The organism is Brevibacillus gelatini (assembly GCF_050920745.1).
Lineage (GTDB): Bacteria > Bacillota > Bacilli > Brevibacillales > Brevibacillaceae > Brevibacillus > Brevibacillus gelatini.
In genome coordinates, this window is the sequence record NZ_CP154342.1 from 4,069,321 (window position 1) to 4,092,808 (window position 23,488).

Genomic DNA, 23,488 nt, shown 5'->3' on the forward strand with positions numbered 1-23,488 from the left:
AGCACCTCTTTACGCTTTTTTGTTAAAAAAAGTTCGGCTCGCCTGGCGGTACGTGTCCGTGTTCGGGTGCCCGTAAATAAAGTCGTCCTCCGGCGCGTCCGTAATCAGGTCGAGTGTCATGTTTACAAAAGAAAGGGATTGCTCCAGCAACTGCTGATTCAACTCATTTGCCTCACGCAGTTCGGTGACAATCCGCACAAGCTCGTTTCGATAGGACGCAAGCCGCGTCTTCTCTTCCGCACTGGTCGTCAACTTGATTAATTCAGCCAGTGTACCTTCCTGAAGCGCAAAGCCTTTCTTTTCGGTCAGTTCCTGCACCAGACTTTGGCGGGCTGCTTCTGCTGCTGTGACGCCCTTGATTAGCTTTTGTTCCTGGCGGGTAATCGCCACCAGCTCATCTACTTTTCCCTTCACCAGCACATCTTTTTTCTGGCTGGCCAGGGTGTACAAGGCTTTGTGCAACTGGATCAAGTTGTCGAGCAGATCGTAGAGTCTATCCATGTTCACGTTTCTCCTCGTCTTCCCTAGAGAACTGGTTTATCGCTTTTTCCAAAAAGACAGCAGTTTATCGGCAATCCGCTCGCTCGGGACGTGATATGTGCCTTCCTCGACTTGCTTTTTCAACTGCTCTACCTTTTCGCGGCGCTGTGGCGCGTTTGCATCCTCGATTTGCCGCTGCATTTCCAGCGCTTCCGTGGAAATGTTGACCTCATCCTTGCCCATCGGGATTTTTTGGCTTTTGCCTACCTGGTTGTTGGCCGTCTTGTTGTAAGCATTAATCATCCCGACACGGTTCGGTTCATTAATCCGCATCTGATTCCCATCCTCTCAAACCACCGGACATTTCTTGCAGGAACACATCCCCGCCAACAGAAAAACCGATGATACCTCTTAGTAGTATCATCGGCAATTTCCTGATGGACGATTAGTTTTTTTGCGCAAAACTATTCGTCATGATTCTTCTTTCTTTGATAGGCGATCGCTCCCGCCTGACGCGCACGTGCGTCCTCCTCCAGACGCTGGTCCAATTCGAGCTGCTGCGATATTTCATGCTTCAAGCCCTTCAAGCAGTTGTCACATACGTTACCAACGCGGATCAATATCCCGCAAACTTCGCACGGATAACCAAGGTTCGGGTTGCCCTCTATTGAAATACGCCCTTCCTTGATAAACTTCGTAATTTGCTTCACGCTCACCCCTGTGGCTTCGCTTACCTGATGAATCGTTGCTCCGCGATTTTCACGCTTGCGCAAAAAACGGGCGCATTTGTCATACTCCTGCTCCACCTGTTGATAGCATTTGGGGCAAATATCACGAACTGTTTGTACAAATAAAGCATCACACCGCGAGCAGTTTGCCAGTTTGCCCAGAGCCATATACAACAACCCCTTCATCGTCCAGAGAGTTCATTCGGTTCCGATAGCTGTATACTTTCATGATAGCGTAATTTCTCCCGACTGGCTATCTGTATATTGTCAGGGAGTAAATTTTGAAAATTGTCCCAAAATGTGCCTGCAATGTTCTGGCGCATGAGCGAAGCGTCGATCCGGTCGTGTAAATGTCATCGATCAGAAGGATTTTTGGGGGATCAGCGGGCAAAGGTTTGCGGTGGTTTGAGGGCGGAACGGTAGTGGCTTGCGAATCATGTGAGATGGCAGAACGCAGCCTGAACCAATTGCCAAGCAAAAAACCGATCCCAGCGCCAAGTGGATTGGTCAGATTCCGCTGATCGTCACCCCGGCGATCCGAACCGACACAGGCAACCCCAGGCAGCACCGCCCTCTCGTCCCAGGAAAAAGCCTCCCGCATGCTTTCCTGCCGGGATGCGCGTCCCCACTGCTTGCTTAGCTTCTCTGTCTCTTTTGTGCGCTTGAGCAGGGTCTGCACCGGGATTCCGGTTGCACGCCCCAAGTAGGCGGCCAGCAGGTCTGCCTGGTTGAATCCGCGCTCCTGCAGCCGTCTTGCATGAAGGGGAACAGCGGCGATGCAGGCAAAACCTGACGGAGTGTAGAAACGAAAGGCCGCGATGGCCAAAAGCGTCCCGTAATAGCCAGCCAGACGCTCATCGCCGCGGTATTTGAACAGGCTGAGCATGCTTTTGCCGTCCTGGTCGTACCGCAGCAAACTGCGATTTCCCTGCAGCGGCTCGTCTGCTTCCCTGACACAGTCGCGGCAGCGCCCCTCGCTGATGTACCGCTCTGCTCGCATGTCCCGCCCGCACTGTCGGCAGATTTCCTCTCCGATAAACGGCAGCGATTCCAGACAGCTTGCGCAAACAGACAGACTGTGCAGCAAGCGATAGATCACCGGATAAGTGGCGGGACGGGAAAGCCGGACCGCAAGCTCACGGACAGCCCCTTCCCTTTTGGGCGTATGCACACGTCCGCCGCAGGTGACACATGTCCTCTGCTTCATGAATGCTCTCTTCCTTTTGCCAGCCTGTTTGCAAGCTGGTTCATCCGGGTAATTTGCCGAACCGCAAGCCTGGGCGCCTGAGCGCGTTCTGCCTGCAAAAACAGCACGGTGCCTGTCGGATCATCGAACGCCCTGCCCACACGTCCGGCGATCTGCACCAGAGAAGCTTCGTCAAAGACAGGTGCTTCCGCGCCGACGACAATCACATCGCTCTTCGGGATAGTTACCCCCCGCTCCAAAATCGTCGTCGTTACCATGAGGGTATAGCTCTTTTGCCGAAAGCCGAGCACCTTTTCCTCGCGCATCGTGTCCGCAGCATGGACACCCGCCATCTGTTCGGCATGAGTCGGCAGCCACTTTTGCAAATAGGTTAGCACCACATCCACGTCATCAATCCGCGGGACAAACACGAAAACTTGCCGTTCGGAAGCGAGCGACCGATTCACCGCCTCTGTCAGCGAGGGCACCGCCCGATTCGCCCGAATGCGCTTGTGCAGGCCGCGTACTGTGTGAATTTGAGGGACAGGCAGCGGAAAGCCGTGATAGCGACCCGGCAAAAGGACGTGTGTGGCGGAAAAAAGCGGATTGGTCTTTGCGCCACGCCCAGTTAAACGAGCGTTTGAAACCAGTCGCTTTTGCAAATAGCGCGGTGGGGTCGCGCTCAAATAAAGCAGCTTTCCCGCCTGGTGTACAGCTCTGGCCAGCGCCCGGTAGAGGACGGGATTATTGTGGTATGGAAACGCATCGGCCTCGTCGAGCACAACCAGCAGAAAGCGGCGGTAATAGCGCAAAACCTGATGGGTCGTCGCGATTGTGATGTCGCTCTCTTCCCACTTTTCAGCGCTTGCGCCGTGGACGGCAATCACCCGCGCGTAGGGGAACACCCGTTGAATGCGCGGGGCCAGCTCCAGCACTACGTCTTTGCGCGGAGTCGCAATCAGTACGCGACCTCCCGCCGCAAGCCCCTCTGCTACGGAAGGAAAGAGCAGCTCGGTCTTGCCAGCTCCGCACACGGCCCAGATCAAAAACTCGGAAAGACCGGGGCGCAGATTCGCGACAAACCGCCGAGCGCGCTCGGCAGCTCTCGCCTGGTCGTCCGAGTAGCTGCCTGTCCACTCCAGCCGCGAAGGCGCTGTGTCCGGGGCTGTGCCCTTGTATCGCCGCACAGCCGAAGAGCCGCTTGTAGCCAGCAAAATATACGGCGTGCAGCATTTGCTCCTGCCCATCCCAAGACAAACCGTGCAGTATGCGCAGCCTTGCCCGCAAGTATGGCAAAAGGTCAGCTCAATCGTTCGTCCCGTACTGCCGCATCGCTCACAGGTCAGGACAAGGCGGCTTTGCCACCAGCTGCTGCACACGTCAATCCGCACCCCAGGCATCCACTGCGCTTTTCCAGTCAGCACTTGCCTGTGCAATACAGCAGCGAGATCATCTACTTCCACTCCCCGCTTTTGCAGCAGCGTCCCGATTTCCTCCCAGAGCAGGGCGCGACCATCCAGCAGCTCTCTCACCGTGCTGTCGTGCCCTCCCTCTGGCGTGGAGGGAGCGGGTATGGCTTGCCGTGCATCCATCCCGGAAAGATACGACGCTGCTGTCTCCTTGCACGCTATTTCCTCCCAGGCAAACCACTCCTTATGCGGCACAGGCGGATACACCCCGCTATCGACGCGATCCAGTCCCTGGCCGCTGTGCCCTGCATGGTACAGCTCTGCCCGTCTCCTTGCCACTTCCCGCCCGTATAGCGCGCTCGCCTCCCGGACCTTGGCCGCGGCCAGCCCACGCAGCTCCGCGACCAGCGTATCCGTCACCCTCGCGCGCTTGCGCAACCGTTCGTTTATTTTCTCGCGCAAGAAAAAAGCCAAGGCAAGCGACGAAGTCTTGCCAATCACATGCAGCACACCGCCCTCCCGCTCCTGCCAAAAAGCTCGATCAACAGAAAAGCTCGGCGTCACATACGTCTGGACAGACGGCACTGCTCCTGTGCCGCACTTGATATACAGCAGGTACTCGCGCATTTGCCTCCCCCATTCCTTGGCTGCTTTCTGCCTCCATTGTGCAAAAAGACAAGCCGGGTCGGCAAAAATTTTTCAGGAAGCACAAAAAGGCTGCCGACTCGCTCGACAGCCTTGCACGTCTATTCATTTGCCCGGAAAAAGTCAGGCTCCTTCCCGCTTCTGTCGCAGATCAATCACGATTGCTCCCGTTGCAAGCTCTACAGGATCGTCTGCCACGCCCAAGCCGCAGCAGTACGGCTCTCGCGCCAAAATCGTCACCATCCGCGACGAATCGTCCGTAGACCCTTCCTCTATCAAGGTAATCCGGACAGGCTTGCCACTCCAGTAGGAGCGCAACAGAAGCTTTCTTACGGCACGCTCCAGAACCTGCTCCGAATTGTGTACCAACAAACGATAGTGCTCTTGCGGGAGTTCGGTCATGCTGTTCATCCGACTGGTCCATTGCTCCGCTATCATCACAAGCAGCGAGCAGCAGCCAAAAGCCGCCAATAGCCATACAACCAGTTCTTCCATCACGGTCATACCCCCTCCTATAAAAAGGTATGCCGGATGGCTTGAACAGGGTGCCAACGGGACGCGTTGCCTGGCTCTACAGCTTCACCCAGCCGTTTTTAATCGAGATGACAACAGCCTGTGTCCGGTCCTGGACATTCAGCTTTTGCAAAATGCTGCTGACGTGATTTTTCACTGTCTTTTCGCTGATGAACAAAAATTCCCCGATAGCCCGGTTGCTTTTTCCTTCCGCCATCAGCTGCAGCACTTCCCGCTCGCGGCGGGTCAGCGATTCGATCACTTTTGGATCGATGGCTTGCGATTCATCCACAGAGAAGCTGCGCTCTGCCGTCCCCTCATTCTCACTCAGGCGACGGAACTCCTCAATCAGCTTGCCTGTCACCTTTGGGTGTATGTAAGCGCCGCCGCTGGCTACCACGCGTACAGCTTCCACCAGGTCGGAGGTGCCCATCTCTTTGAGCAGGTAGCCGGACGCGCCGGAACGCAGCGTGCGATAGACGTAGCCCTCGTCATCGTGAATAGAGAGCATGATGACTCGCGTGGAGGGACTCACTGAAATGACATTTTCTGCAGCAGAGACGCCGTTGATGTTCGGCATGTTGATGTCCATCAGCAAAACGTCCGGCTTGTGCTCTTCCGCAAGCAGCGCAGCATCTCCACCGTCCGCCCCTTCACCGACGACCTTGAAATCCTCTTCCATTTCCAAAATACGTTTAACTCCCTCGCGGAACAATTGATGGTCGTCCACAATCACAATGCGGAGCTCTTGCTGTCTCTTATCCATGTTTCATCCCCCTGTGTACATGATCTGTATCGGTTCATACTTTTAACGGTATTTGAAAAATTACCTTTGTTCCTTCGCCCGGAGTCGATTGCAAATCCACACTGCCTTCCAGCAGTTGCACGCGCTCTCGCATTCCCAAAAGCCCAAAGGAGTTGCCGTTTGCCATGCGCTTTTCCAGATCGAATCCGACTCCATCGTCTTTGACGACGAGACTCAGCGACTCCTGCAGAAACTCCAGCTTCACTTGTACCGAAGAAGCTTTCGCATGCTTTTCCACGTTGTTCAGGCATTCCTGCACGAGACGGAAAATCGCAGCCTTGACAGAACTGCGCAGCGGCGGCTCCACACCAAATACTACCAGATCAATGGCAGCATGGATACGTTCTTCGCACGTCTGGATATATTTTTGCAGAGTGGGCACCAGTCCAAGGTCATCCAGAGCCATTGGGCGAAGGTCAAAAATAATCCGTCTTACATCAGCCAGGCTCAGCCGGACCATTTCTTTCAGTTCGTGCAGTTCCATTTGCGCTTCCAAAATACGCTCGTTTTTCAGCATGCGCTCCACGATTTCGGAGCGCAGCACGACGTTTGCCATCGATTGGGCCGGCCCGTCGTGAATCTCGCGCGCGACACGCTTGCGTTCTTCTTCCTGGGCCTGGATGATCTTCAGCCCCATCAATTGAGTCTGCTTGGCCGATTCCAGCGCTACTCCGATCTTGCTCAGATCACCAGTCAAATAACCGAGCACGACACCCATCTGGGAAACCAGCTTCTCAGCGCGAACGATGGTTTCCTCCAGCGTCCGCAGTTGCCGCTCCAGATCGTTTCGCCGGCGCTTCAGGTTGTTTTCCCGCTCGCGGTAGATGGATAGCTCCACCTGAATCCGGCTCGCTTCCTCGTAGGCGATGCGAATGTCGTCTTCCGTATACATGTGGAAGTTGCGGCTTACCTGAACGAGCTTGTTGCGCGACTTGCGATAGGCCAGCTCCAGCGCATCGACTTTTTGGATGACCTTCGAGATTTCCTGCCGAAGCTCGTGCAACTCGAATTTTAACGAGTTGCCTTGCTGCCTGGCGTTTTCGGCTATATCAAAAATTTGCGTTTTACTCGTTTCCACGGTTTCAATGGTTCTCTTAATCACCCCATCCAGCACGCTGATGTCGATCACTTTGTTCATGATTGTTCTCCTTCGAACTCTTTTTTCGCCTTCGTGAACAACTGATGGAGTATGACCTCATCTACATCTCGCAGTCCCACATCGTTTCGCGGGATGGCGAACGGATCTACCCCTTTTTTCACAAAACCGGGTGTAGAGGTAAAGACATATCCGTAGCCCGCCTGCCGCGCTGTCTCCAGTACGATGGGATTCGTATAGCCAAAAGGCAATGAAATCGCTTTTATCTCCCGGCCCATCCATTTGTTCAAGCCTACACGAGACATACTGAAATCAACGTAAAGTCGATCCCTGTATTCCTCCTCATTTTCCAATCGTTTCAAATCTTGCAAGTAGACGGGCGCCGTCTCCGGTCCCATCTCTCCCCATTCATTCCGTGCTTCCTCTTCGTGCAGGCTGTACGTATGCGAACCAATATCAGCCAGCCCGGAGTGAAGCATTTCCATGACTTGCTGACGCGTCAGCGGCGTCGTCATGTTCTCCCGTTTTCGATCGGCTACATCTCGCAAGCGCCCTGCAATCACAAAGTTCACTGACGGGTAGCCGTATGTACGCAAGATGGGAAAAGCCTCCGTGTAATAACTCTCATAGCCGTCGTCAAACGTAATCAGGACAGCATTCTCTGTCGGCAAGCTCCCTGTATCCACAAACCGCAAAAACTCATCCAACGAGATCGGATGCAAGTCGTTTTCGTGCAAAAACGACATATGTTTTGCAAATTGCTCCGACGAAATCACGTACCGCTGACCCGATTCATCCGTGACATGGTGATACGTCAGAACGACTACCTGATTGTTATACCACTTTTTCGGCTCTACCGTTGCTTTTTCATTCTGCGTGACGTTTGGCTCAGCAATTTCCGCCGCGCTTATGCTTATAGACGTATCTACTTGGGGAAAAGGTTGCGCTTTTTGCGCATTATTTTTAAATTGGTAAAAATGACCAATCCCTGCTGTAGACACAATGAGCAGCAAACAAATAACAAACACGGTCAGGAAGAGCCTTCTGTTCGGCAAAGAAACCCCTCCTTATTTTCCTCTCTAGGAGATTCGACACAGTCCTACATTTTCCCTTCGATCAAGACCCACTAAAAAATGGGAAATTTTCCCATAACAAAAAGAGCCCAGTAGCATTACCAGGCTCTTGCTTGTTGTCGTTCTTATTTTGCCAGTTGAGCAGCTTCTTGCTTCAAAATTTCTGCTTTGTCTGTTTGCTCCCAAGGAACATTCAGGTCATTGCGTCCAAAGTGGCCATAAGCCGCTGTTTGTTTGTAGATAGGACGACGCAGGTCGAGCTGCTTGATGATGCCAGCCGGACGCAGGTCGAAGTGTTTGCGGATCAGTTTCACCAGGTCTTCTTCGGAAACGGTTCCTGTACCGAACGTATCGACAGAGATGGATACAGGCTGTGCTACACCAATGGCGTAAGCCACTTGCACTTCGCATTTGTCAGCCAGGCCGGCAGCCACGATGTTTTTCGCTACGTAACGAGCAGCGTAAGCACCGGAACGGTCTACTTTCGTCGGATCCTTACCGGAGAACGCGCCGCCGCCGTGACGAGCGTAGCCACCGTAAGTATCTACGATGATTTTGCGGCCAGTCAAGCCAGCATCCCCTTGAGGTCCGCCGATGACGAAACGGCCAGTCGGGTTGATGAAGTATTTGGTATCAGCGTCCAGCAGTTCAGCTGGAACAACTGGTTTGATGACATGTTCCATCAGGTCTTGCTTGATTTGCTCCAATGTCGCTTCTGGAGCGTGTTGAGTAGAAATAACGATTGTGTCGATGCGAACTGGTTTGTCTCCATCGTACTCAACCGTTACTTGCGTTTTGCCGTCAGGACGCAGGTAAGCGAGGGTGCCGTTTTTGCGAACTTCAGTCAGACGGCGCGCCAGCTTGTGGGACATGCTGATCGGCAGTGGCATCAGCTCAGGAGTTTCGTTGCAAGCAAAGCCGAACATCAGTCCTTGGTCGCCTGCACCGATTGCTTCGATCTCAGCGTCAGTCATTTTGCCTTCGCGCGCTTCCAGTGCCTGGTCTACGCCAAGAGCGATGTCAGCGGATTGCTCGCCGATCGCAGTGATAACGCCGCAAGTGTCAGCGTCAAAGCCGAACTTTGCACGATCATAACCGATTTCACGAATAGTGTCGCGAACCAGCTTTTGGATGTCTACGTACGTGTTGGTGGTGATTTCACCTGCTACGAGAACCAGACCGGTAGTTACGGAAGTTTCGCAAGCTACACGAGCGTTTGGATCCTTGGCCAAAATCGCATCCAGAATGGAGTCGGAAATTTGGTCACAAATTTTATCCGGATGTCCTTCGGTAACAGACTCCGATGTGAACAGACGACGACCCTTTTGCAAAGCCATGAGAAAATACCTCCTTTGACCTCATACAAATAGTTTGGTAGCCGAGTCAGGATTTTATCGACGTAAACGCAAATAAAAAACCTTTTCCATCTTTTGGAGGAAAAGGTTTGAGCGCTTTTAGCTTCCTTCATCCTCTTATCGGCCAGAACAGATTTCCGTCCTGCTGGTTAGCACCGCTCCAGACGGTTGCCGGGCTTCATAGGGCCAGTCCCTCCGCCTGCTCTGGATAAGAGTATCCATTACGGATTATAGAATAATTGTTTTTTGAGGTGGTGTCAATAGACTTTTACAGAGGACTTTTTTGGCCGAAACCGCCCTGGGAAAAACGCTGCTGAATTGCCTGCGGGAAGCATCTGAGGTGATCTGCTGTGCGCTTTTCCGTGTGCGATCCGGCGAGGCTGTACGTTTTCGCTTGTACGCTTACACTTGATACGACTTGGCGAGCAATACAACAACCTCGGCCCGCGTAGCGCTTCCCTGGGGCTTGAAGTTCGAGCCGTACCCATTCAGCCAGTTTCTCGCCGTCATGGCCCCGATTGCCGGAGCTGCCCAGTGGTCGGCCGGAACATCGCGATAGCTCGATGTGCTGCGGCTGTTCAGCGCCAAGCCCTTCGCCCTGGCGATCATCACAGCCATTTCCGCCCGCGAAACAGCCAGGTCAGGCTTGATTTGACTGTCAGGATACCCCTTCAAGATCCCGAGCTGATAAGCCACTCCAAGGGTGTTGTACGCCCAATGCTTTTTTGGCAGATCAGAAAATGCTTCCTTTCCCGAATAGGTGGTAGCTACTTTGGAGCCAGTAGCGCGCATCGTCTGCAGCAGCATGGTGGCAAACTGGGCGCGGGTGACTGCCTGGTTGGGCTTGAACGTCGCATCGTCAAAGCCTTTGACAATGCCTTTGGAGCTCAGCCTGGCAATCTCTGTACGCGCCCAGTGGTCGGAAATATCCCGATACCCCGAGACGAGCGGCTGCTGCGTGACCGTCAGTTTGTAAGCATCGTACTTGAACGGAATGCCGCTGTTCAGGCGCACGTAATACTTGCCTTTTGGCAACCGCAGGCTGAAAATCTCCTTGCCCCGGTCGGACAGCTCTGCCACTTCATTTGTCGATGCGAGCGCGTAGTTCATGTTTTTCTCGCTGTAAAGGGCGATGCGAAACCCGCTGGATACGGGAATGAACGGAGCGCGAATTGTGACGTACGAATCTGTATGGAGCGTAAATTGAAACCAGTCTGAATCCGATGCCGTCGGGATGGTTCCGGTCATGACCCCTCCGGCGGCGAGCGGCGAGGCCCTGCTGTACGTGTCATTCGGTTCGTTCAGGTCTTTTTTCAGCGGAGTGAAACCGAGATCCAGGCGGTATTCACCGTTTACCGCATTTTGCTGATACTCGCTGACCCGAATGTAGTATTTTCCCGGAGAGACTTCCTTGCTCGCACGCTCAGCCGGGTGATCGCGGTCGTCGTTGTCGTAGATCGGGTCCCAAACCGTATTATTTCCGTTCTGCTTCCCTATGGCAAGCACCAGGTCCACCCGCTTGTTGTCGGGCGTCACTGTCACATCCAGATGCCCGTACTCGCGGACGTAGTAGGAGAACCAGTCCTGGTCGCCCTCCTGGTGGAAGTTGCCCGTGACGCTGATCTGGTTGCCGACAAGCGGTCTTGCCGTCGCCATCGTATCGTTTGGCTCATTGCGGTCCGGGTTGATCGTGAACTTGCTCGTCAGCACGTATGTAAACGCATTGACGCCGCCGTTTCGCATCAGCTTGATGTTCATCCTGCCCGCTTTTGCCGGGACGGTAACGGTATCCCCGTTTCCAAAATAATGCGTAATCGGCGTCCGGTTTTCGGAGTAAAAGGTAGCCGCCATGGCGGAGGATACCCCGGAGTTAATCTTCGCCGTAAAGCTGACTTTGCCGTCATACGGTACGTCCATCTTAAACCAGTCGACCGTGTCGTTCGGCCCCAGGTTGCCGCGGATTTGCTGTTCAATCGGGAATGCCTTGGCCCGCTGCAATGTGTTGTTCGGCTCCAAAAAGTCACTGGAGAGTGCGCTGCGCACTGCCTTGTTCACGTCCAGCAGTCCGTAGCCTGTCTGCCGATCCCAGCCGCTCTCGCCAAGATCGGTAGCCGTCTGGTAAAGCAATTGCCTGACATCGAGCGGCGTCAGCTTGGGATAACGCGCCAGGATCAGGGCCGCCGCTCCTGCCACTTGAGGCGCTGCGGCCGATGTACCGGAAAACGATCCGTACTTTCCGCCCAGCTTCGTCGTATATACGTTAAGCCCCGGCGCCACAAGATTCAGCTCGGGCCCCGTATTGGACTGAGAGATCACCTGGTTTTTCCCGTTCACAGCCCCTACCGCAACCACTGTCGGGTAGGCTGCCGGATAGGCCACGCGGCTTGCTTCGTTGCCGCTCGCTGCGACGAGGACCGCTCCGCTTCTCTCCGCCCGGTCGATTGCCTCTGTCAAGGAGCGGGAATAGGAAAGGCTGCTAAACGACATCAGGATGACTTTTGCTCCCCTGTCGAGTGCAGTATTGATCCCTTTGGCGATCATGTCCACATTTGTCACAGCGTCTTTGTTCAAAATCTTGATCGGCAAAATCCGGGCATTCCAGACTACCCCTGCAACCCCGATGCCGTTGTTGCCTTTTGCCGCGAGAACCCCGATCACTTCTGTACCGTGCCCGTTGTCATCCTGCGCGGATTTTCCGGGGTTGACCAGATTGACGCCCGGCAGCAAATTCCCTTTCAAATCAGGATGGTTGTAGTCCGCTCCTGAATCGAGTACGGCAATCGTAATCGCCTGGTTGCTGTTCGCGACCGACCATGCCTTGTCTGCCTTGATCTGGCTGATGTGCAGCTGGTTGCTCAGATAGCTGTCGTTGGAAGCAGGCGCGGCAGCGAGTGCAGCCCGTTCGCCAAGCGGAGCAAGCGTGAGCAGCATCGCTAATGACACGGCTATGTGAATCGATTTTTTCATAAAAAACAGTCCTTCCTTACTTTCCCCTGCAACGAGCGCAGCAAGAAAACCTCTGTCGCAGCTCTCTACCTGGAGCGCCCGCGCTGTAGTGGAAGGTTTTGTTAACGTAGCGAAACCAATAAACACGTGCGCTTACCATTTCCCGTACGTTCAAAAAGATACTCAAGTATTGTGCTTCTCGTCCTAGCATAGCGGATGAAAAGGGCGAAAAGCAACCCTGTTTCCCCAAGATTTGGAACGTTTTAGCAGGCGAAAAACCCTTTTCACCATGGGCAAAAAGGGTTTTTCGATTATTGCAGCAGGCCTTTGTTGTCTTCGAACCCAGGCTCCGCGTATGCTGCTTTGTCATTTTTGCGTTGACGCGCCTTTGGAATAAAGGCAGTCAACTCCTCCACGTTCACTTCCGACTTTTTGATCGAAGTAGCCGGGATGTCAAACGCCCAGATGCGCTGGCTGTTTGCTTCCACCTTCATGTTTTCCAGGGTGTAGTTGACACGGGCTACCGCATCGCCTGCCTTGTCGTGAACGATGATCGGCACCTCGGTAAACTCCAGGCGCTTCTCCAGTCCGTTGCGGAATACAACCACGACTTTCAGCCCTTTATCCTTGCCTGGCTTGATGTCGAGGACTTGCAAATCTACCTGTCCTTGCTCCACAGGAGCTTTCTCTTTCGCCTTTTGTACATAGTGTGCTTGTTCGTCCGCACTCAGACCGATATTCAAGTCTTCACTCTCCTCGACGCGGCGTTTTTCCGGCTTTTTAAAGGTCAGAGTCAGCGGCACTTCCTTGTCAGGGATGCGGTCGAACTCCTCCCAACGGAACATAAATTCCATCGGACGGCTGGCCATTTGGCCAACAGGACCTTTTTCCATCAAATCAAACGTCTTTCTCGCTACTTCTTCGCCGTCTGCCGTCACGAGAGTCAGCGGCAGCTTCTGCAACAGAACATTGCGGTTTGTCGCATTGCGAATGTAAGTCAGCACCAGGTAGCCTTCCGCCGTCACCTGCGTATAGAACGGAATAATGCCAACCTCGTCGCGAACGACCGGAGGCAGCTCGTCGTGGATGTACTGCAGCAGCTCCTGCTCCGCCTCATCCAGTTGATCGTCCCAAGGACCGTTCATCGTCAAAAACAGCTCTTTGGCCTCAATCCTGTTCGCCGATTGCTGCGGGTTGTCAATTCCCGACACCCCCAGGTAAAACTCTTTATGCAAATGCTCATGAATATCTTCACGTACCTGCTCCAGACTTTCCTTGGAGCCAAACCAGTTTTCCAATAACCAACTCATATAACAACCTCCTTATTGCTGCAGTATGGAACTCTTGCGCCTATTCTACTTCAAGAGTCCATCTACGCAGATTGGCATCCGGCTTTTTCACAAATTCCGGCGGGAATACAACCAGCCACGGGCGGCTGTTCCCCGGTTTCACGCGAATCTTGCTGGCATTTACAACCCCTCGCGCCACGACATCCCCATCCATATCAGAAATGGTGATTTTCAGCTGGTCAGGTTGATAATCCTTGGACAGCCCGTTGCGGAACAGCAAGGCGGCCACCAGCTTTCCGTCTTTTGTCTTCCCGATGTCAAACCCGGTAATGTGCACCGTATTGACCGGGATCGGCGGCAAAGAGTACGCGAGCGATTCCAGACGGTCTTTTTGACGCTGTGTCATGCGGCTTTCCATATCCGGGTCCAGCTCCAGTGTGCTCGGCCAGATATGCGATCTTTTCCCTGCTTTCATCACGACTTTCCAACGGCTGAACATGAAATTGTCGTGCAGGTAGCTCTCTTCCGGGAAATGCACTTCCCACGGACGGCTTGTATGCGGCGGAATGCTGCCCATATCCGACAGGTCGACTCTCATCCGCGCAAACGGTTTGTCGTCCAAATAAATCGCCAGCCCGATGTTCTTGAAGCGCACAGGCTTATCTGTCGCATTGCGGAAAAACAACGCCACGGTCATACCGTTCGGCTGGGGAATCAAGCTGAAGCCCGTTACGCTAATCAAGCCTCGCGCCATCTCAGGCAGCTCTGCCTGCAAAAAGCGCAGCGTGTATTTTTTCTCTGCATCCAGCTCCTGCTCCCACATCGGATGCAGGGACAGTTCTGTGCGCACTCTGTCAGGCTTGCCGGATGCACCCGCCTCCGCCTTGTTTTCCACTTCCACCTCAGTATCTTTCAGCTCTGCAATATCAATCGCAGACTCTTCCTGAATCTCTTTTTTCAAATCCTCCAGGGATTTTTCACCCTGCTGCTTGCCAAAGAAATTTTTCACAAAAGAAAACATAGGTTACCTCCTCACACGTCCGGGCCCGAACGAAGTATCTCTCTCCATGATAAACATTCCCACACTGCCCATGCAAACCAGACTCTCTACGCCTGCTGTGGAATACTCACCTTCCAGCGCGACAGGTCCGGCTGCTCCACCAAAATGCTTTCCGGAGGATAAATAAACAGCCACGGCTTGCTCGTATTGGCATTCACGGTCAGGTTGCCAAGCTCGAACAATCCTTCTGCCACCTTTGCCCCTGTCGCATCATAAAGCGCGAGCGGCAGCTTTTCAAAGGAGAGCGACTGTTTAGAACCGTTGCGAATCAACAGCATGACATGAAGCGCTCCTTCCGGGGAGCGGCGAATTTGCACACTCTGGATATTGACTTCTCCCTCTTTCAGAGCCGGGAGATTTTTCGCCAGCTCAATCAGGCTGTTTTTCTGCTTATCCGACAGCGCCTTGATCCAGGACTCTTCCAGCTCCAGCTGCTGCGGCAGCACCATTTTTTTCTGCGCCATCTCGAACGCGATCTTCCAGTTAGCCAAAAGCACGTTCGCTTGCAGGAAGTGCTCGCGTGTAAATACAAACGACCACGGTCTGGCTGATCGCGACGGAATTTCCCCTATCTCGCTCAGATCAAACACCTGGCGGGTAAACAACTGCTGATCCCCGAACAATACCACCAGCGTCATTTCTTTCAGGCGGATCGGACGGTCCGAGCTGTTGCGAATGAACGCCGTCACTTCGATTCCTTCATCATGCGGAACAAGCGCTATTCCTGCGAGAGAGATATTCCCTTCCAGCAGCGGTTCCAGCTCCTGCGCCATAAAGGACAGCGCGTATTTCTCCTGCGTACTCAACTGCGCTTCCCACGATGGATGCAAGGACAGCGCTGTTACGACGCCGGCAGATGCCTCTTTTTGCTCCTGTGCTTCCTGATGAGACTGTTCGGTATCAGAAGCGGACAAAATGGATTCCTCCTGAACCTGCTCTCGCACCTCTTTCGTGGTAGGTGTCTTCCCCATTAAATTCTTCAAGAAGGATAACATAGCACCGCTCCCAACTTATCTCTACATCTATATAGTATAGAGTTTGCGTTCGTCATTCACTATAGCATAGTGACATTCTTTTGCAACATAGAAAACTTGGCATTCTTCTGCTGATTCCCACGTCTTGATCGGATACGCACGGCAAGGCAGCAAACTGACTGCCATGTCCCAAGCATGTGGCGGGTAATATTTGTTAGGATAACTGTACGAATCAGGGATGTCAAGGAATGGAAGGATGTCACTTGCAAACGTTAAATTTCCATTTGATGATAAAGTTTACATTATTCATCCAAGTTGATAAAATGGAAGTGTCTAAACAAATATCTTGGGGAATGTTTTTGTAGCCAGCTGAGGGTTTCAGCTGGTGATTTTTTTGTGGAAAGGGTGTTGATAAGAGCGACCATTCTGAGATGGAAAGAAAATGCCCATGTTACCCGCAACAGATGCTTCTACTCTTGCTTTTCCTTGATGGAGAAAAAAGCTGTATCAGAACAGCAACATACGCAACAACATTAAACTATTCAGGAAATTAGAAACAGTTTTATCTACAGTTTGTGGACAACTTCCTTTTATGATTTTTATGAATAGATTATCAATGAAATTGGAAACATTTTTGGAACCTTGCGAAATACTCGTCCAATTTTTGTGACTTGTCGATCACAGTCATGCAGGAAGTTCCCTTTTTCCAGGAGCAGTTCAGACCGTTCCTTACGCATGATCTTGATACGTTGCGGCAGATTCGTTGTATGATTCATGGTAGTTTCTCCAGATACGGTTAGGTCAGAATTAGTAGAATTATTATACCAATCGAAAGTAAATCGTATAGAAACAAAAAAAGCAGATGTATATGTAAATCATTTCCTTGGCTGCAGCGAGCCCACTTCCGGTAACTTTGTCGGGGCGCTGATTTCATGTGTCGGCGTGATTCCCTGATAGCAAGATTGTTATATTTTTCTCAAACTACTTGTACTGGTATTATAACAAATTTAACATAGTTGACAGTGTGTCGACTGAAAGGGGCGGAAAAAAGTAGATTATTGGTGGATCAAATTTTTGAGGATAACAATTTGTTAGTCGGAGTAATCAGGAACAGGTTCCGGGATGGTTGTACATAGGCGAACAATGTAAGGGCATGTTACAAGCAAACGTCTGAAAGGTGTACTGAAAGTCTGCCAACCTTTCACCGACTCACCCGTAAACGGGTCAACCAGCTCTTTCATCGTCAATTGCTCAAAATTTTTATCCTCCACTTATTGGTTGCAAATGTACTCTTCTATTAGCTTTTTGTTTCTCCCCACCGTATCCACATAGTACCCTCTACACCAAAATTGGCGGTTCCCATATCGGTATTTCATGTTTGCAAACTTATCAAAAATCATCAGAAAGCTTTTCCCTTTTAAGTAGCCCATGAACTCAGATATACTTAGTTTTGGTGGAATGCTCACCAACATGTGAATATGACCCACGCAGGCTTCTCCTTCGATAATCTCCACCCCTTTTCGTTCACATAACTCCCGCAATATCTTTCCGATCTCTCTTCTCCATATTTCCGTATATCACTTGTCTACGGTATTTCGGCGCATATACAATATGGTATTTGCAGTTCCATTTGGTATGTGCTAGACTGCTTTTGTCCATCCTTTGTCCTCCTGTGATTCATGTGAGCGGTTGGCAGACCGGCTCTCATCTTATCACTGGGTTCAAAGGATGGCTACTCATAGCTATAAGCTTTCCTGAACCCCCAGTTCGACTGGGGGGGGTTCGTTATACAAAAAGACCCCAAGCACAGAGAGTGCCTGGGGTGCCTTTTCCACTTCTTTCACTCATATGAGCTTATGAAGTAACAATTCGTTTGTTATTACTTAACAGTAACCTCTTTAACATTGGCTTTATTGTCACTATCATCAGCCAAATCAAAATCAGATGTAGCAACAAGTTTTACGACTTTTCCAGCTGCAACTTCAGCGGACAGATCTACATCGATTGTAAAGTCAACAGACGTTCCAAGTGGACCGTTAGTCACAGTAGCAGTAGATACCTTTTTACCATCAACGTACAGTTCAAAGTCACCATCAGCAACTGCATCACTAGCGATTGACTCAGAGAAAGTCAATGTTACAGTTGTAGATGGAGTAACATCATCAAATGCTTTAAAGCTTGCACTAATTACTGTTGGACGTACGTTTTCTGCAATTTGTACGTTCTTAGTAGTAGATTTAATCTCGGTTACGTTTCCGTAGTAACCTTTTACTCCTTTAACTGTTACATTGTAATTGCCGCTCTCTTCAACAGTATCATCTTTGATGTATACACGTACTACAGCTTTAGCTCCGTTAGCAGTTGCTGTTGTTGGATCATTGTAAACAAGCTCTGCTTTAGCAACTTCCGCACCTTCCACAGTGTAGTTGGACGCATTAGTAGCAGTAGTAACATCAACTGCATCAGCAAATTGTACATCAACAAATGCACCGTCAGTCAATCTAGTTGCTCCACTACCAATTGTGTCTGCAGCAACGATCGGGTTCGCAGCAATCAGAGCCAACTTCGTAGTTGCTGCTGTAGCACTGTTTACAAAGGTAACGGTTTTAAGTTCCGAATCGTTACCAAATGTATCTTGGAAGTAACCTTTAGGAATATCTACGGTGTAAGTAACATTTTCCTTGACTGCATTAGTACCGTCATGCAGATCAACTACAACAATATTTTTCTTAGTTGTATCTACAGCGATTTTACCATCAGGTACCGTTACTGTTTTAGTAACACCATATTCGTCAGTGTACTTAAGTGTAAACCCAGTTGTTCCTACTTTTGTAACATCTTCACTAAATGTTACTCGAAGTTTATTCAAACCGGAATCTTTAAATACTTCTGTAGAAGACACAACTGGTGCTTCTTTATCAAAAGCAAAATTAATAGCTTGGCTGTAAGCATTATTTGCGTTACCAGAAAGGTCTTCGACAGCCCCAGCTTCAATCAGAAGTGCACCGCTAGTTGTTGTGGTTGGAACAGTAATATCAAGAACCGTTTTGTCTTTTGCATTTACTTCAACAGTAGCAGCAGACAATGCATTACCATTAAACTTGACTTTGGTAGGATCCACAACTGTAATCGGTTCTGAGAACTTCACTTGCACTTTTGTTTGCGAAACTGCAGTTGCAGAGGTTACAACAGGTTTAACATTGTCAGTGCCATCAATTGTTATTTTTGCTGTAAGAGGAATAGAAACGTTATTCGCATAATCTGTAAGTGCAGGGAAACTTACAGAGATCTCTTGATTTACAGGAGTAGTGTTAGCAAAGAAAACTTTAAAGGACTTACCATCAGTTGCCAAGCCGTAGCCAGTAGCACCAGTATCAAGTGTAACAGCTGTTCCGTCTGCAAGTTTTGCAGAGACTGTTCCAACAGATTGAACTGGTTCTGAGAAGTTAACTGTATAGACAAATTTGCTTTCAAAGTCTACACCAGAAATAGATGCTCGAACATCATCAGTGTAGTTAAATGCATCTACAAAAGCATCGAGATAAGCTTTTCCGTCAGCAGTTTGCACTTTGCCAGCAACAAACTCAATGGAATGAGCACCTTCCCAATTCGCCGCTGCAACAATTGTAAGTTTTTTACCATCTTTGCTCAGAGAGGCTTTAAGGCTATCTGCAGATGCACTGTCAACCTTAACAACGCCATCAACCAGTGTTCCAGCTACTTCACTACCAGTACTGGTTTGAGCAATAATAGAATCTTCTTTAACAGCTTGATTAAACTCAACAACAAGTTCTTTAGCGTTAACCGCACTTACCGACTCAACTTTCAACTCACCAGTTGGCTCTGGAGTGATGTCTTTGCGTGGATCATAGGACGGACCGTTAGTACCATCCAGGTTGGCTTTCGCATATTCGCCTTCGAAATCAGACTGTTTCAGATCTCTTTTGGTTTCTTCAAAATCTTTAGTGCTGGACAAAATTTCTTTCAGAGTTGCACCTTTACCATCGTGGTCAACGAAGATCAGGTTTTCAAACTTAGTTTGAGCAAGATCGGATTGGAATTTCGCAAAACCAGCATCATTCAGTTTGAAAAGATCAGTCAGTGCATAGTATTTGTCTACATCTCCACCCATGTATACACCAGGATTTGGTGCTGCAAAAGCGGATGCAGTCATGCTAGCAAACACTGTAGCAGAAAGCAGGGAAAGAGCTACTTTTTTATTCACGTACTACCCCTCCGTAAGTTTGATAGGAAGTCTGTTTATTTAGGAGTGAGTATGTAACAAGCAACGGAAGGAGGTGAATCCCTCCGTTGCTTGACTCACTGCTAGATTTTCTGCAAAGCTTAAAAATTACTTCTTAGCTGTAATTTTAACGTTTGCAGTATCTTTTTCGCCTTCTTCGTTAGTTACAACGATTTTTGCACTGCTTGCATCGAAGGAACCTGTGAATTCAAATGTGATTTCTCCGTTTGCTACAGTACCATTAAAGGTTTTACCTGCTACTTCGATTACTGCAGATTTAATATCGGATTCTTTGACATCTTTGTTAAGTTCAACAGTTACCAGGTAAGTGAATACAGTACCGATTTGGAACTTTTGTCCTGTTGCATTAGAAGGAATAGCGTCCCAATCTCCTGGTTGTGGCTCTGGTTCATAACCACCCATAGCTTGTTTCAGGAATTCTTCAACAGCATCATTGGAAATGCCTTCTTTTTCCACATAGTCTTCGCTACCTACGATCAGAACGTAGTCATAACGATCACCGTCGATTTCGCTGCTGTCGAGCAGTACGATGTAGTCGCCTTCTTCTACGCCATCTTTGCCTTCGAAATCATCGTATGTGTCGATGAAAGCAGTGGAAGACTTGGTCAGCAGTTTGCGAGTATCATCTTTGCCAGCTTTGTAAGTGATGGTGTTACCATTCACATCATCGACGCGAGCAACTGTCAGTTTTTCAATTCCAGCATTTTTCCACTCAGATTTAGGAAGCAGTTCTACGTTGTCATCATCGCTGATAGCTTTGTTGTTAACAACTTCAACAACGTCATCAACAATTACTTCATCATCAGAGTTCAATTGGAATGCGATGAAGTCTCCGCGCTTGATACCACGATCTGCCAGCTCTTCACGATCATCGTCCAATTTGTATGTTTTGGATGTTACAGTGTCGCCATCTTTAGTGATAACTTTGATGCTATCCTGTTTGCCTGCGGAATTAAGCTCTTCAACTACACCGTAGAAGATGTCGCTAGTCAGACCTTCGCCGTCTACTACGAAGATAGCTTCTACTTCGTCTTTGTCTTCATCAACAGTGTAGTAAACTGTCAGATCGTCTTCGTCAGCGATGTCTTTGAACTTAGCTACACCTGGGTTTTTCAGCTCAGCGCGTGTCGCATTTGTCTCAAGTTTGCCAGTCATTTTGAAGATCGCAGTTTTGCTGGTTACTTCATAGTCGCCGACAACATCATCAGTTTCGTCTGCCAGTTTATCCCAAGCGGAACCGGACGATTTAATCAGTTTGGAATCCAGGATTTTAACTTTGTCAACGTCGCCTTCGGCATCCAAAGTCACTTCGAGCAGAGCAATGGAGTCATCTTTGCTTGGTTGCAGGATTTCTTTCAGAAGATCTTCATCCATGCCATCGCGGCCGTAGTGTTTGCCTTCAGCGTTGTAGATGTCCTCTTTTTCCAGAGAGAGGGCCAGTCTTTTACCTTTTTGAGTAAATACAGTGAAGTCCCAGGTGTCTTTCGCAGTGTTGTAAACAGCACCTTTGACAACAATTGCTTTTTGTTTGCGATCGTCGATTGGATCTTTGGTTTCAACGTGACGAACGCGACCGGAAGCATCCAGGTACAATTTCACTGTCTCGGAATCCAGGTTGGAAATCAGATCCCAGTTGCTGCCATCGAGGTCTTTGACATCTTTGTCACCGTTATCGGAGTAAGTAGCTCCTTTGTAAATACGGTAAGTTTTGTCGCCAACAGTCAGACGGTAGTCATTTGCGTTGCGGTTAACAACTTTGTCAACTTTACCTTCTACTACTGTGCGGTTAGCGAATACCAACAGTTTGTCTTGATCGCCATCAGCGTAGTATACGGAGTATACATCGCCTTCTTTCAGGTCGCTCAGTTTCGCTGGTTTGCCATCGAGGAATACGAGGAAGTCTTTGCCTTCTTCCTTGTCATCCAGCTCGTTGAACTTGCCAGTGTCGAGGTTGGTGATTTTTTTCTTGTCAACATCGATTTTGCCGATCACTTCAGAACCGTACTTCACTTTGGTGTTCTTGTTCATTTGAGTGTCGTCAATTACGTGCATGTAAGCAATCTCGTTGTCACTGTTCAGAACAACTTTTACACCAAAGCTGTCGTTGTCAGCGATGATCTCTTTCAAAGCGTCAACTGGATCGCTGTAACGTTTGAAGTTGTAAGTAACTTTGGAGTTTTTGTTGAAGCGGTAAGTTTTGCCGCTAGCATCCAAAGATACTTTCAAATCGTTCAAATCGGAAGAGCTCAGGTTTTTACCATCGGTAGTTTTACCGTTGAGAGTAAACTCGTCCAGACGATCCAGAATTACTTCTTCGTCCTCGGAGCCTTCCATCCAAACGATAGTGTCTTCTCTGTCATCTTTGATCCACACTTGTACGCGTTGACCATCGAAGTCGTTAGGGTTGATACCGTCAGCAACTTTGAAGGTAGTGTTGCCCAGACCAGCATCTTTACCGTTCAGAGTGATTTCGTTCGCTTTCAGTTTGCCCAGACCGATTGCTGGTACGTTTGTAACGAGTGGCAGATCATCGGAATCATGATCTTTCTCATGAGCCCACTCCATGTCAATTACCGTTACTTTCAGGTATTTGGTCAGGAGGGTTTTGTTGGTAACTTCGAAACGAACGTCAGTACCGTACTCAACTTGCTCCATCAGGTCTACGCGGAGAGCGTTGTCCAGCATTTTGAAGATGTCGCCACGAGTTGCTGCATTGTTAGGAGTAGTGATGCTCTTCGCAATGTTCAGCTCGGAAGCTTTGGAGATCATGCTGTTTGGCCATACGCCACGAACTGCTGGCTCATAACCCAGAGCACGAACGATCATGGTTACTGCTTCAGCGTAAGTAACTTGGTTTTGTGGTTTGAAGGATTTGTCCGGGAAACCTTTTACGATTTCTTCGCCGGATGCTACGTTTACGAAACCAGCAAACCAATCGGTAGATTTAACGTCAGTGTAAGTAGTGTTGAATTGTGCCAGTTTCGCACCTTGCTCCAGTCCGCGAGCGCGAACGATCAGAGTAGCGAACTCTGCACGAGTGATGGTTTTGTCTACACCGTATTCGCCGTTGCCATAACCTGCTACCAGGCCAAGAGCTTCCAGGCGCTTAACGGTTTTTTCCATATCAGCGTCCATTTTAGGAGCTGTTGTAGTTGCTTCTTCTGCTGCGAAAGCCATTGGAGCAACAGAAAGTGCGAGTGCACTAGCCAATACACTGTTAACGACCTTTTTCATAACCTTGTGTTCTCCTCCTCTAGTATAAACAAATTGTTCTTGGGGAATATTTGTTGTTAATCTATCTTTCTTTTTAAAGCCCGAATCCTGCAAGCGCGTGTCACCTCCTTTCGCAGGACAGCTTCGCTTTTTTGCGTTAAAAATCTCTAGTATATTCAGTATTGTGTAAAATGCAACAATCACTAGTGTAACACAAGTGCTAGAATTCGTGAATCTTTTTTACACAATTCCCCGTATTTCGTGTGACATCCTATTAAACGCCTGAGCCATTCAAAAGTTGCGGCGCCTTCGAAAAAAATTTAAAGATTTTTTCGTGGGTTCGTATTCACCTGTCGATTATGTACGAAGTGACATCCGCCACAACTCGTATTATAGGGTACGCAGGGCGGACTGTCACCATTGAACCTTTTTCCAGTTCCATTCAAAACCTT

16 protein-coding genes, 1 pseudogene and 1 riboswitch are annotated in these 23,488 nt (G+C 49.8%); all 17 genes and pseudogenes read right to left on the reverse strand.

Features of this window, described 5'->3' with window-relative positions; genetic code table 11:
• Positions 1–9: 9 nt before the first annotated feature.
• The gene (locus AAFJ72_RS19640) at positions 10–501 is read right to left on the reverse strand and encodes a flagellar protein FlgN (RefSeq protein WP_122906234.1); all 492 of its coding nucleotides are present in this window, start codon (positions 499–501) and stop codon (positions 10–12) included.
• Between the two features lie 36 nt (positions 502–537).
• The gene (gene flgM, locus AAFJ72_RS19645) at positions 538–813 is read right to left on the reverse strand and encodes a flagellar biosynthesis anti-sigma factor FlgM (RefSeq protein ID WP_122906235.1); all 276 of its coding nucleotides are present in this window, start codon (positions 811–813) and stop codon (positions 538–540) included.
• 131 nt (positions 814–944) lie between these two features.
• Positions 945–1,376, reverse strand: a complete 432-nt coding sequence (locus AAFJ72_RS19650) for a TIGR03826 family flagellar region protein (protein WP_122906236.1) — start codon at positions 1,374–1,376, stop codon at positions 945–947.
• Between the two features lie 85 nt (positions 1,377–1,461).
• Complete coding sequence (locus AAFJ72_RS19655) at positions 1,462–2,415, reverse strand: hypothetical protein (RefSeq protein WP_432775391.1); 954 nt, start codon at positions 2,413–2,415, stop codon at positions 1,462–1,464.
• Positions 2,412–4,430, reverse strand: coding sequence for a helicase-related protein (locus AAFJ72_RS19660; protein WP_432775392.1), 2,019 nt, complete (start codon positions 4,428–4,430; stop codon positions 2,412–2,414). The genes AAFJ72_RS19655 and AAFJ72_RS19660 overlap by 4 nt, the downstream gene beginning before the upstream one ends.
• Before the next feature lie 141 nt (positions 4,431–4,571).
• A complete protein-coding gene (locus tag AAFJ72_RS19665) occupies positions 4,572–4,943 on the reverse strand; it encodes a glycosyltransferase family 2 protein (RefSeq protein ID WP_432777224.1) in 372 nt (123 codons plus the stop codon).
• Positions 4,944–5,019: 76 nt separating this feature from the next.
• The gene (locus AAFJ72_RS19670; protein ID WP_122902793.1) at positions 5,020–5,727 is read right to left on the reverse strand and encodes a response regulator; all 708 of its coding nucleotides are present in this window, start codon (positions 5,725–5,727) and stop codon (positions 5,020–5,022) included.
• Between the two features lie 34 nt (positions 5,728–5,761).
• A complete protein-coding gene (locus tag AAFJ72_RS19675) occupies positions 5,762–6,904 on the reverse strand; it encodes a sensor histidine kinase (RefSeq protein WP_432775393.1) in 1,143 nt (380 codons plus the stop codon).
• Complete coding sequence (locus AAFJ72_RS19680; RefSeq protein ID WP_432775394.1) at positions 6,901–7,917, reverse strand: polysaccharide deacetylase family protein; 1,017 nt, start codon at positions 7,915–7,917, stop codon at positions 6,901–6,903. Before AAFJ72_RS19680 ends, AAFJ72_RS19675 begins: the two co-directional genes overlap by 4 nt.
• 143 nt (positions 7,918–8,060) lie before the next feature.
• The gene (metK, locus tag AAFJ72_RS19685; RefSeq protein ID WP_122902796.1) at positions 8,061–9,272 is read right to left on the reverse strand and encodes a methionine adenosyltransferase; all 1,212 of its coding nucleotides are present in this window, start codon (positions 9,270–9,272) and stop codon (positions 8,061–8,063) included.
• Positions 9,273–9,404: 132 nt separating this feature from the next.
• Positions 9,405–9,505, reverse strand: a riboswitch (SAM riboswitch).
• A gap of 187 nt (positions 9,506–9,692) precedes the next feature.
• Positions 9,693–12,257, reverse strand: coding sequence for a S8 family peptidase (locus AAFJ72_RS19690; RefSeq protein ID WP_432775395.1), 2,565 nt, complete (start codon positions 12,255–12,257; stop codon positions 9,693–9,695).
• A 290-nt stretch (positions 12,258–12,547) separates the two neighbouring features.
• The gene (locus tag AAFJ72_RS19695) at positions 12,548–13,546 is read right to left on the reverse strand and encodes an SLAP domain-containing protein (protein WP_432775396.1); all 999 of its coding nucleotides are present in this window, start codon (positions 13,544–13,546) and stop codon (positions 12,548–12,550) included.
• 40 nt (positions 13,547–13,586) lie between these two features.
• Positions 13,587–14,546 (reverse strand): SLAP domain-containing protein, encoded by a 960-nt coding sequence (locus AAFJ72_RS19700; RefSeq protein ID WP_122902799.1) that lies wholly within the window; start codon positions 14,544–14,546, stop codon positions 13,587–13,589.
• 86 nt (positions 14,547–14,632) lie between these two features.
• Positions 14,633–15,580 carry an accessory Sec system S-layer assembly protein gene (locus tag AAFJ72_RS19705; protein WP_432775397.1) on the reverse strand — a complete coding sequence of 316 codons (948 nt, stop codon included), beginning with the start codon at positions 15,578–15,580 and terminating at the stop codon, positions 14,633–14,635.
• Positions 15,581–16,761: 1,181 nt separating this feature from the next.
• Positions 16,762–17,218, reverse strand: a pseudogene (gene tnpA / locus AAFJ72_RS19710) (IS200/IS605 family transposase); the annotation flags it as partial.
• A 220-nt stretch (positions 17,219–17,438) separates the two neighbouring features.
• Positions 17,439–19,784 carry a hypothetical protein gene (locus AAFJ72_RS19715; RefSeq protein WP_432775398.1) on the reverse strand — a complete coding sequence of 782 codons (2,346 nt, stop codon included), beginning with the start codon at positions 19,782–19,784 and terminating at the stop codon, positions 17,439–17,441.
• Positions 19,785–19,910: 126 nt separating this feature from the next.
• Entirely contained in the window at positions 19,911–23,057 is a 3,147-nt protein-coding gene (locus AAFJ72_RS19720; RefSeq protein ID WP_432777225.1) for an S-layer homology domain-containing protein, read from the reverse strand.
• Positions 23,058–23,488 lie beyond the last annotated feature (431 nt).

What these genes read in the sequence shown, in the direction of transcription:
- AAFJ72_RS19640 (WP_122906234.1), bottom strand. Translation starts at nt 501, where the DNA reads ATGGATAGACTCTACGATCTGCTCGACAACTTGATCCAGTTGCACAAA.
- flgM (WP_122906235.1), bottom strand. Translation starts at nt 813, where the DNA reads ATGCGGATTAATGAACCGAACCGTGTCGGGATGATTAATGCTTACAAC.
- AAFJ72_RS19650 (WP_122906236.1), bottom strand. Translation starts at nt 1,376, where the DNA reads ATGGCTCTGGGCAAACTGGCAAACTGCTCGCGGTGTGATGCTTTATTT.
- AAFJ72_RS19655 (WP_432775391.1), bottom strand. Translation starts at nt 2,415, where the DNA reads ATGAAGCAGAGGACATGTGTCACCTGCGGCGGACGTGTGCATACGCCC.
- AAFJ72_RS19660 (WP_432775392.1), bottom strand. Translation starts at nt 4,430, where the DNA reads ATGCGCGAGTACCTGCTGTATATCAAGTGCGGCACAGGAGCAGTGCCG.
- AAFJ72_RS19665 (WP_432777224.1), bottom strand. Translation starts at nt 4,943, where the DNA reads ATGGAAGAACTGGTTGTATGGCTATTGGCGGCTTTTGGCTGCTGCTCG.
- AAFJ72_RS19670 (WP_122902793.1), bottom strand. Translation starts at nt 5,727, where the DNA reads ATGGATAAGAGACAGCAAGAGCTCCGCATTGTGATTGTGGACGACCAT.
- AAFJ72_RS19675 (WP_432775393.1), bottom strand. Translation starts at nt 6,904, where the DNA reads ATGAACAAAGTGATCGACATCAGCGTGCTGGATGGGGTGATTAAGAGA.
- metK (WP_122902796.1), bottom strand. Translation starts at nt 9,272, where the DNA reads ATGGCTTTGCAAAAGGGTCGTCGTCTGTTCACATCGGAGTCTGTTACC.
- AAFJ72_RS19690 (WP_432775395.1), bottom strand. Translation starts at nt 12,257, where the DNA reads ATGAAAAAATCGATTCACATAGCCGTGTCATTAGCGATGCTGCTCACG.
- AAFJ72_RS19695 (WP_432775396.1), bottom strand. Translation starts at nt 13,546, where the DNA reads ATGAGTTGGTTATTGGAAAACTGGTTTGGCTCCAAGGAAAGTCTGGAG.
- AAFJ72_RS19700 (WP_122902799.1), bottom strand. Translation starts at nt 14,546, where the DNA reads ATGTTTTCTTTTGTGAAAAATTTCTTTGGCAAGCAGCAGGGTGAAAAA.
- AAFJ72_RS19705 (WP_432775397.1), bottom strand. Translation starts at nt 15,580, where the DNA reads ATGTTATCCTTCTTGAAGAATTTAATGGGGAAGACACCTACCACGAAA.
- AAFJ72_RS19720 (WP_432777225.1), bottom strand. Translation starts at nt 23,057, where the DNA reads ATGAAAAAGGTCGTTAACAGTGTATTGGCTAGTGCACTCGCACTTTCT.